Annotated in this window: 7 protein-coding genes; 4 read left to right on the top strand and 3 right to left on the bottom strand. The window is 69.4% G+C overall.

The window, feature by feature from the left end; translation table 11 throughout:
• The 4 genes from FOY91_RS19900 to FOY91_RS19885 all read left to right on the top strand — a co-directional run.
• Positions 1–1,316: efflux transporter outer membrane subunit (locus FOY91_RS19900; protein WP_145155608.1), on the top strand; the 1,316-nt coding region annotated here is incomplete at its 5' end.
• Positions 1,313–2,485 carry an HlyD/EmrA/EmrK family protein gene (locus FOY91_RS19895; RefSeq protein WP_145155606.1) on the top strand — a complete coding sequence of 391 codons (1,173 nt, stop codon included), beginning with the start codon at positions 1,313–1,315 and terminating at the stop codon, positions 2,483–2,485. The genes FOY91_RS19900 and FOY91_RS19895, both read left to right, overlap by 4 nt.
• Before the next feature lie 20 nt (positions 2,486–2,505).
• On the top strand, positions 2,506–4,032 hold the full coding sequence (locus FOY91_RS19890) for a DHA2 family efflux MFS transporter permease subunit (RefSeq protein ID WP_145155609.1): 1,527 nt from the start codon (positions 2,506–2,508) through the stop codon (positions 4,030–4,032).
• Positions 4,033–4,166: 134 nt separating this feature from the next.
• Positions 4,167–4,829, top strand: a complete 663-nt coding sequence (locus FOY91_RS19885) for a TetR/AcrR family transcriptional regulator (protein WP_162527291.1) — start codon at positions 4,167–4,169, stop codon at positions 4,827–4,829.
• A gap of 99 nt (positions 4,830–4,928) precedes the next feature.
• Here FOY91_RS19885 and FOY91_RS19880 read toward each other — a convergent pair whose 3' ends face one another.
• From FOY91_RS19880 to FOY91_RS22120, 3 genes are all read right to left on the bottom strand, one after another.
• Positions 4,929–7,022, bottom strand: a complete 2,094-nt coding sequence (locus tag FOY91_RS19880; protein WP_145155602.1) for a catalase — start codon at positions 7,020–7,022, stop codon at positions 4,929–4,931.
• Between the two features lie 73 nt (positions 7,023–7,095).
• The gene (locus tag FOY91_RS19875; RefSeq protein WP_145155600.1) at positions 7,096–8,115 is read right to left on the bottom strand and encodes a hypothetical protein; all 1,020 of its coding nucleotides are present in this window, start codon (positions 8,113–8,115) and stop codon (positions 7,096–7,098) included.
• Positions 8,075–8,265: hypothetical protein (locus FOY91_RS22120; RefSeq protein WP_203234645.1), on the bottom strand; the 191-nt coding region annotated here is incomplete at its 5' end. The genes FOY91_RS22120 and FOY91_RS19875, both read right to left, overlap by 41 nt.

Below are 8,265 nucleotides of genomic sequence, written 5' to 3'. Positions count from 1 at the left end.
CGCTGGGCCTCACCGGCCCGTCGATGCCGCCGCTCGCGCCCGAATGGTGGCACGCGCTGGGCGACCCGCAGCTCGACGCGATCCTGGCCGCCGCGCTGGCGGGCAACCCCTCGCTCGATACGGCGCTCGCCCGGCTTCGCGCGGCGAGCGCCACGCTCGCCGAGAGCGACAGCGCCACCGCACCGCAGGTGACGTTCGACGGATCGGTCTCGCGCCAGCGGCTCAGCGGCCGCTCCACCATCCCGCCGCCCTTCGCCGGATCGACCCGCTGGATCGCCAGCGCGCAGGCCGGACTGAACTGGAACCTCGACTTCTTCGGCCGCCAGAAGGCGCTGATCGCGCAGGCCGGTGCCGGCGTGCGCGCGGCCGGTTTCGACGCGGCCACGGCGCGACTGTCGATCATCGCCAGCGTCGCCGCCGCCTACGTCGATCTTTCCCGCGCCTATGCGCTGGGCGATGTCGCCCGCGATCTGGTCGTCTCGCGCGAGCAGTCGCTGGGGCTGGCGAACACGCGCGTGCGTACCGGCCTCGGCAGCGATTTCGAGCTGCGCGCGGGCGAGACGCTGCTGGCCGAGGCGCGGCAGGCGCTGGTGCGCGCGGAGGCCGGGCGCACGCTGGCGGTGCATGCGCTGGCGGCGCTGGCCGGGCGCGGCGTGGACTTCTACCCTACCGTCGTGCGCCCGCGCTTCGCGCCGGATCGCATGGCGGCGCTCCCCGTGGCGGTGCCGGCCGACCTGCTGGGTCGCCGCCCCGATCTGCTCGCCGCGCGTGCGCGGGTCGATGCGGCGGTGGGCGGGCAGGCGGCGGCGCGGGCGGATTTCTATCCCAACGTCGATCTGCGCGCGCTTGTCGGCCTGTCCTCGATCGGCATCGGCAGCTTCTTTTCCGGCGATGCGCGCACCTATGGCGGCGGGCCGGCGATCAGCCTGCCGCTGTTCGATGGCGGCCGGCTGAAGGCGCGTTATGCCGGCGCGGCCGCGCAGGTGGATCTGGCGGTGGCCGATTACGATGCCACGGTGCTGCGCGCCGTGCGCGAGGCAGCGGACGCGCTGACGAACGTGGCGGCCAACGATGCCGATCTCGTCGCGCAACGCCGCATCCTCGCCGGGCTGGATGCCACGATCCGGCTCGATCGCACGCGCGTGTCCACCGGGCTCGGCTCGCAGCTCGACCTGCTCGAAACCGGCACCCGCGTGCTGGCGGCGCGGCAGGCCGAGGCCGATCTCGTCGCCGATGCCGCCCTCCGTCGCGTCCAGCTGCTGACCGCGCTGGGCGGCGGCTTCACTCCTCCGTCCGATGCGGAAACGACCCGATGACCGACGCCTCCGCCGCCACAGAAACCAGCCCTGTCCAGCCGACGGCGCGCCCCGCCGCACGGAAACGCTGGTTCATCATCCTCGCGCTGGTCGTGCTGGCCGGCCTTGCCGCCTGGGCGATCCACGCCTTCTTCTTCGCCGCCGCCAGCGAGGAAACGGACGACGCCTATGTCGCCGGCGACATCGTGTCGATCACCGCGCGCGATCCCGGCACGGTGATCGCACTGCACGCCGACGACACCGAAACGGTGCGGCGCGGCCAGCGGCTGATCGATCTCGATCCCGCGACCGTGGACGTCCAGCTGGCCGCCGCCGAGGCCGATCTCGCCCGCGCGGTACGCGGCGTGCGCGCCGACTTTTCCTCGCTGGACGAGGGCGGCGCGAGCGTTGCCGAGGCATCGGCGCGGCTGGCCAGCGCACGCAACGATTATGCGCGCCGCCGCGCCGCCGGTGGCGCCGTGTCGGGCGAGGAGGTAGCGCATGCCGCCGATGCCGTCACCCTGGCCCGCGCCGCGCTGAACGTGGCGCGCAGCCGGCTCGCCCAGTCCCGCACGGCGACGCAGGGCACGTCGGTCAACGACAATCCGGCGGTGCTGGCCGCCATCGCCGCGGTGCGCCGCGCTGCCATTTCACAGGGGCACATGCGGATCGTCTCGCCGGTGGACGGGCAGGTCGCCCGACGCACCGTGCAGCTTGGCCAGCAGGTCGCCGCCGGTACCCCGCTGATGGCGGTGATCCCGCTCAACCGCCTGTGGGTGGACGCCAACTTCCGCGAAACCCAGCTGCGCCACCTGCGCGTCGGCCAGCCGGTGACGGTGACGGCCGACGTCTATGGCGACGACGTGGTATTCCACGGCCGCGTTCTGGGTCTGTCGGCCGGCAGCGGCAACGCCTTCGCGCTGCTGCCGCCGCAGAACGCCTCGGGCAACTGGATCAAGATCGTCCAGCGCGTGCCGGTGCGGATCGGGCTCGATCCGGCGGAACTGCGCGCGCACCCGTTGCGGATCGGCCTGTCGGTGAACGCCGAGGTCGATATCGCCGACACCTCGGGCACGCTGGTCGCGCGCCCTGCCGCCAGCACGTTCAGCATGAACGCGCCGGAAGACACGGCCGACGTGGACGCACGCATCCGCCGGATCATCGCCGCCAACGCGCCGGCCGGTCGGTGAGCACGCCGGCCGGCGACACGATGCCCCCGCCGCTGGCCGGCGGCGCGCTGGCGCTGGCGGCGATCGCGCTGGCGCTGGGCACCTTCATGCAGGTGCTCGATTCCACCATCGCCAACGTCTCGCTGCCCACGATCGCGGGCAATCTGGGCGAAAGCACCGATACCGGCACCTGGGTCATCACCTCCTTCGCCGTCGCCAACGGCATCGCGCTGCCGCTGACCGGATGGCTGATGGGCCGCTACGGCGTGGTCCGTACCTTCGTCGTCTCGGTCGCGCTGTTCACCGTCGCCTCGCTGCTGTGCGGGCTGGCGTGGAACCTCAGCTCGCTCATCTTCTTCCGCATCCTGCAGGGCGCCGTCTCCGGCCCGATGATCCCCGGATCGCAGACGCTGCTGATCGCCATCTTCGCCCCGCAGAAAAGATCGCTCGCGCTCGGCATCTGGTCGATGACGACGCTCGTCGCGCCGGTGATGGGGCCGATCCTGGGCGGCTACATCGCCGACAATTATCACTGGGCCTGGATCTTCCTCATCAACGTGCCGGTCGGCATCTTCTCCGTTCTGGTGTCGTGGCGGTTCCTCAAGGACCGCGAGACGCCGACGCGCAAGCTGCCGATCGACAAGGTGGGCGTGCTGTTGCTCGCCTTCTGGGTCGGCTCGCTCCAGATCGTGCTGGATCTCGGCAAGAACGCCGGCTGGTTCGACGACGGGCTGATCGTGATGTTCGCGCTGTTCGCGCTGATCGGCTTCGCCGCCTGGGTGATCTGGGAACTGACCGAGCGGCATCCGGTGGTGGACCTGTCGCTGTTCCGCAACCGCAATTTCACGCTCGGCACGATCGCGTTCAGCCTGGGCTATGCGCTGTTCTTCGCCAACACGCTGCTGCTGCCGCTGTGGTTGCAGACGCAACTCGGCTACACCGCGACCTGGGCGGGGCTGGTGGCGGCGCCCAGCGGCGTGGTGGCGGTGATCCTCACGCCGTTCGTGGCCAAGATCAGCGGCAAGGTGGACGTGCGCTGGCTGGCGACGATCGCCTTCCTCGCCTTCGCCACCTCCTTCTTCATGCGCGGGCGCCTGACCGCCGATGCCGCCTTCGTCGATTTCGTGCTGCCGATGGTGGTGCAGGGCATCGCGATGAGCACCTATTTCCTCGCGATGATAAACATCTCGCTCGACGGTATCCCGCCGGAGCGCGTGCCGTCCGCCACGGGCATCTCGAACTTCGCGCGGATCACGGCCGGCAGCTTCGCCGCCTCGCTCGTCACCACGATGTGGGACCGGCGGGAGACGCTGCATCAGGCGCGTCTGTCCGAAGCGGCGACCGCCGACAATCCGGCCTATCGCATGGCGACCGAACAGCTTCACGGCTTCGGCCTCGACACCTTCCAGACGGCGGCGCTCGCCACGCGGCAGATGATCGGGCAATCCTATCTGCTTGCCTCGATCGACCTGTTCACCGCCTGCGGCTGGCTGTCGCTGGCGATGATCGCGCTGGTGTGGATGGCACGGCGCCCGAAACCGCAGACCGGGCCGGTTGCGATCGACTGAGTTCCACGTCCCGAAATTAGACCATAATGCTTACAAGACCGCGCGATTTCTCCTTAAGTAACTGTTAACGAGTAGCTGACTCGGTTACTTGGAGGGTGTCGTTGCAAATCCCTGGCATTCAGGCGGCCGATAGCGTGCACGGTACGCGTCGACGTAGCCACCGGCCGGAGGTCGAGGCCACCCGCCTGCGGATTTTACGCGCAGCGGAACGGCTGTACGCCGCTCGCGGCTTCGATGGCGTCTCGCTGCGGGAGATCGCGGTGGCTGCCAGCCAGGGCAACAACAACGCCGTCCAGTATCATTTCGGCAGCCGGGAAAAGCTGATCGAGGCCATCTTCCGCCAGCGTGTCGCGGAGATGGAGGGGGAGCGTGAGGAGATGCTCGCCCAGGCCGAACGCGACGGCAAGCTGGGTGACGTGGCGACCCTGATCGCGGTCCTGTCCCTGCCGCATCTCACCCTGTGCGATGCGCGGGGGCACCATCCCCATGCGGGTTTCCTGCTGCACTATCTGGTCCGCCGCTCACCCGACGGCAGCGGCCGGGGGCTGGCGCAGGCCTTTACCGGCGCGCCGGCGATGATGAGACTGCTCGCCCTGCTGCCCCGCCTGCTCGGTGGCCTGCCCAGCGATCTTGCCCAGACCCGGATCATGCTGTGCGCGCTGATGTTCCTGAACCTGCTGGTACAGCACGATGCCAACAACCCGGAGAGTGGCGATCCCGTCGCCCTTGCCCGCCATGCCACCGATACGGTCGCGGCGATGACGGCTGCGCTGCGCGGCCCCTTCACCGCAGACTGACCCCCCGGACAGCGAAAGGCCCGGTCCGCTGCATGAGCGAACCGGGCCTTTTGACAGGGTACACCGGCCCGCTGCACGACAGCGGGCCGGCTTTCATGTTCAAGCGAGCATGCGCACGCCCGGCTCGCGATCGAAATGGCGCTTGCTGCCGGCCACGGCGAGAAAGCCGTCGTCCAGCCCGGTCACGCCCGCATCCTTCTCCACGCCTGCCTTGTCGAGCAGCGGCTTGGCCGCGTCGGTAGCGCCGATCGTCTTGAGATGGCCGAATGCGTCCATCACGAACTGCACCGCCGCCGCTTCCTTCAGCAGCGCCGCGGTTCCTTCGGCCGACAACGCCAGCGCGATCGAATCGACGAACACCGACGGGAAACCGGCAAGCTGAGCATCGGCCTTCAGCAGGCTGCCGTCCTTCAGCTTGGCGCCGCCCACCTTGGGTGCGATCAGGATCGGCTTGCCACCGGCATCGCCGATCTCGCTCGTGAGGCGGTCGATCAGTTCGCCGTCGCTGCCGTCGGCGATCAGGATGCCGACCGAACGACCCTCCAACGTCACCTTCTCCAGCGGCCCGCCGATGATGCGCACCGCCGGCGACGGATCGAGATCCTTGACCGGGACGGCGGTCGCCGATGCGGCCGGCACATCCATGTTCAGCCCTTCCGCCACGCGCCCGGCCAGCGCCGGGTCGACGTTCACCAGGTTGGACAGCACCCGCTTGCGCACATGCTCCAGCCCGACCTTGGACAGTTCGAACACCAGTGCGGAGGCCAGATGCGCCTGCTCGGCCTTGTCGAGCGAGCGGAAGAACAGCCGCGCCTGGCTGTAATGGTCGGCGAAGCTCTCCGGCCGCACGCGCAGCTTGTCACCCTGCTCGGCACCGATATCCTGCGCCGCGTAGGTCGAGTAACCCTTCACCGGGCACTCGCGCGGGCCGGCATCTTCACCTGCCTCGTTCAGACTGTTCGGCTCGTAATTGGCTCGGCCCTTCGGCACGTTCATCTGCATCATGCCGTCACGCTGGAAGTTGTTCACCGGCGACTTCGGCGCGTTGATCGGCAGCTGATGGAAGTTGGTCGTGCCAAGCCGGCTCTTCTGTGTGTCGAGATAGCTGAACAGACGACCCTGCAACAGCGGATCGTTGGTGAAGTCGATACCGGGCACGATGTTGCCCGGGCAGAACGCCACCTGCTCGGTCTCGGCGAAGAAGTTGTCCGGGTAGCGATCGAGCACCATCTTGCCGATCGGCGTGACGGGGACGATTTCCTCCGGGATGATCTTCGTCGAGTCGAGCACGTCGAAGTCGAGGCCGTTCGCGGTTTCCTCGTCGAACGCCTGGATACCCAGCTCCCACTCAGGATAGTCGCCGCGATCGAGCCGCTCGAACAGGTCGCGTCGCTGGAAATCGGGATCGGCGCCGGCGGTCTTCACCGCCTCGTCCCAGATCTGCGACTGGAGGCCCTGCTTCGGCTTCCAGTGGAACTTCACATAGGTGTTCTTCCCGTCCGCATCGATCAGCCGGAAGGTGTGGATGCCGAAGCCCTCCATCGTCACGAACGAGCGCGGGATGGTCCGGTCGCTCATCTGCCACATCACCATATGGGTCGCTTCGGGCATGAGCCCGATCCAGTCCCAGAAGGTGTCGTGCGCGCTGGCGGCCTGCGGATAGCCCTTGTCGGCCTCCATCTTCACGGCATGGACGAGATCGGGAAACTTGATCGCGTCCTGGATGAAGAACACCGGGATGTTGTTGCCGACGAGATCCCACACACCTTCGCCGGTGTAGAATTTCACCGCAAAACCGCGCACGTCGCGGGGGGTATCGGCCGAACCGGCCCCGCCCGCCACGGTGGAGAAGCGCACGAACACCGGCGTCTGCTCGCCCGGCGTCTGGAACAGGCCAGCCTTGGAATATGTTGCCGCCGCCGGATACGGCTCGAAATAGCCGTGCGCCGCCGTGCCGCGCGCGTGGACGATCCGCTCTGGAATCCGCTCATGGTCGAAGTGGAAGATCTTCTCACGGAGGATGAAGTCCTCCAGCAGCGTCGGCCCGCGCGCGCCCGCCTTCAGGCTGTTCTGGTTGTCGGCGACGACGATGCCCTGATTGGTCGTCAGATGCGGCCCGTTCGCGGCGGTCTGCTGATGCAATTCGCCGCCCGGGCCGGTGATCGTCTCGTAGGTCTTTGGATCGGTAGCCACGCTGGTCTCCTCGACGCATTTCTGTTTCGAGGGTTCAACCCCCCAGCCGGGGCAAAGGTTCGTCAGCCGCCCGTCACCAGGAAATAGTTTCGGTTTTCAACAGGATGCTGCCGTCGCTGTCGTACCACGGCATCACGTCTGCCGGACGCGGCGGCAGCGGGGGCGCATCGGCCGGCCAGCCATCCCGCAACAGCGCGATGCGGGCCACCAGCCGGCCCGGCGCGGCGGGGGTGAGCAGCAGCGAGACGGTGACGTCGCGGCCTACCCAGCCGATCCGGTCGAGCGCACCGGGCCGGCGGAGAAGCGGCGCGGCAACCCCGTTCACCCGCGCCGCCGCGAACGGCACGCTGGCGGCAAGCGCGACGCGGATCTCCCGCGTGCCGGGCGGCCCGGCCACCGTCAGCTGCACCTTGCCATCCAGCCGGCGGAACAGGCGGATACGCGGGGCCGACACCGCCACCGGGCCGGCCGGCGCGACGAAGGCGTGATCGTACATCGGCAACAGCGCCGCCTCGCCCGCCGGGCCCAGCATGCTACGCGTCCAGCGATCCGGCGCAAAGAGGCTGGTGGCGCGATAGAAACGCCCGGTCGTCAGGTCGGTGACATGCATCACCTGGGAGATGGCGGGCCGCGTCGGCCCGGTCGGATCGGCCAGCCGGATCACCAGCACAAGCGACACCGCCAGCGCGGTCAACGCGGCCCCGCCCGCCAGCGCGATCCGTGGGCTCAGGCTGCGGGCCAGCAGCGGGGCGAGCGCCAGCGCGGTGAACAGCGCGAACGGCGCCGCCACCCCGGCGATCGTCTCGCCCACCGCCAGCAACAGCAGGTGCCCGGTCGCCACCTGCTGCGCCACCAGCAGCCCGGCACCCACAGCCACGAGCGGCAGCGCGGCGCGCGTGCGCAGCGTCGCCAGCAGCAGCAGCAATCCCCCGCCGAGCAGCACCAGGCCCGGGGTCGGCGCGGCCACCGGCGCAAGCACCTGCATCGGCAGCGCGATCAGCACGACCGCACCGAACAGGCCGATCCCCGCAGCCGCGCCGGGCAACGGCCGATCATAGGCCGCCATCGCCAGCAGCGCCGCCACCGCCGCCATCGCCGGCCCGATCCACCCGTCGGCCCCGCACAGCAGCAGCCCCGCCGCCAGCGACGGCGGCAGCAGGATCGCCGCGCGCCGCGCCGGGGGAGGCGGGCACGGAGTCGTAATGCGCCATCAGCAGCACCGCCGGCAGGCGCGAATCGGAGC

It is taken from the genome of Alterirhizorhabdus solaris (genome assembly GCF_007785815.1).
Classification (GTDB): domain Bacteria; phylum Pseudomonadota; class Alphaproteobacteria; order Sphingomonadales; family Sphingomonadaceae; genus Alterirhizorhabdus; species Alterirhizorhabdus solaris.
Note: the sequence above shows the minus strand (reverse complement) of the source record. Positions and strands in the feature narration are given on the sequence as shown.